General features: G+C 23.7%; 1 protein-coding gene and 1 tRNA gene. One reads left to right on the forward strand and one right to left on the reverse strand.

The genetic code is table 11. The features are described 5' to 3' along the window. Positions 1-146 precede the first annotated feature (146 nt). A tRNA-Ile gene (locus Q0H31_RS13145) sits at positions 147-220 on the forward strand. Positions 221-250: 30 nt separating this feature from the next. Here the strand turns inward: Q0H31_RS13145 and Q0H31_RS13150 are convergent. Further along, a complete protein-coding gene (locus tag Q0H31_RS13150; RefSeq protein WP_295298922.1) occupies positions 251-1,456 on the reverse strand; it encodes a hypothetical protein in 1,206 nt (401 codons plus the stop codon). Between the last annotated feature and the right edge of the window lie 398 nt (positions 1,457-1,854).

The raw sequence follows: 1,854 nt of genomic DNA on the forward strand, positions 1-1,854 counted from the left end.
AATTAAATTATAAGGAATACCTGCTTTTTTTAAACTAAAAAACGTGCAATATGTATGGCTCCTAAACAAAAAAATATTGTTTTTACTCTTGACTTTTTTAATATACTACTATAAAATGGAATAATCAAAACAAACAAAAATAATAGGGGCCAGTAGCTCAGTCGGTTAGAGCAGATGACTCATAATCATCGGGTCCGGGGTTCAAGTCCCTGCTGGCCCACTTATTTCCCCTTAAAAATCTCATTTAATCTTACATACTAACAAAGAAAAACGGTAAAATAAAACATATAATCATAAACCATACTAAATAAATGTAAATAAATATCATATGCTTACTATTGTCTATACATATATCTTTCATCACAATGCACTCTTCAAATGATTTTATAAATGTCTTCACAACATTAATAGCAATATAAATAAGATGTGACAAAAATAAAATACAGTTTACTAAAAGTATAAGTTTACTCATAGAAAAACCATAAGTTACTATTCTATATAAAACACTGCTAAATACAATTAAATCTAATAATGATATAGAAATTACTGCCAAACAATATATTATCTTAGTTAAGATAGTAGCTTTTTTATCTAATCTCGTAAACAAAAGATTTATCATCATAATAGAAAGTATTATATTATAACCAACAAAACTAACAGTATTAGTATATGGTCTAAACTCTGCAGATAATAGTAAAATAAAAAGTATAAATATAACTATCAAACTAAATATCATAATCATTCTTGATAAATATATTGATATGATAGACTTAGTTTTTTTGTATAAAAAATAAGATATAAATAAAGCCAAGCTATACAAAAATATTATTAAAGAAATAGCAATTTTTGCAAATATAAATCCAACCTCATCATAAGAATAAACTAATGAAGCTAAAGAAGCACCTACTATAAAAATAGAAAAATATGCTATTGAGATTAAAACACTGCTTGCTGTATTAATAATAAAAAGCCAAGAGAGTGTTTCACCAACCATAGTAAAAAACTCAGAAATATTTTCTGTATCTTTTAAATTAAAATTGATATAAGAAATAATCATTATAATAAAAAATATGCAAGGCACAAATACCAAATTATTTATAACAACATAAAAATCTTCAGAATCATGCGGAGGCATTGTAACATAATTAAATATGAAATGAAAAGAAAATAGTAGTAAACTGATAAGCACAAAAGACAAGAAAGTCATTACTATTATTTTAATTTTTAATACATCAGTATGAAACAATATAGTAAAACAAAATAAATAAAAAAACGAAAATGGATAACTTTTCACAATAAATAAAATTAAAGTTTCTGCTTCTATTATATCAATACTAAAAAAATATATGTATAGCGGAACATTTGAAAATAGTATTGCAAATATGCTAAGTAATATTTTTAAGTTTTTATTTAGAGTGATATCGGTATTTATTATATTTAAAAATTTTTTATACATTGTTTGTGTTTCCATAGAGAACTATATTATATTATAAACAAAAAAATTCAATTGATAATAGTATATAGATAAAATTTTGTTATATAAGTTTTTTATTCAACTTTTTCACGCCGCTACACGGTGTGGATTTCGTCAAAGTTTTCGTCCTTCGGGCACGCTTCGCGAAAAGTGCATATATTTCAGCACTTTCTACAATCATAAATATATCTAAAAAACATATTTAAGTCTTTTCTTTGATTTAATTTTTTATATTCAAAAACTCAATAGTATCTATAATAAAGCACATAACCTAAAAAAATTCAATCATTTCTCTATATTTAAAATGTTTAGGAGCCATAGATATTGCACGTTTTTTAGTTAAAATAAAGTAGGTATTCCTTATAATATAAATAGCTAAA

This window comes from uncultured Brachyspira sp., assembly GCF_934747485.1.
Taxonomy (GTDB): domain Bacteria; phylum Spirochaetota; class Brachyspiria; order Brachyspirales; family Brachyspiraceae; genus Brachyspira.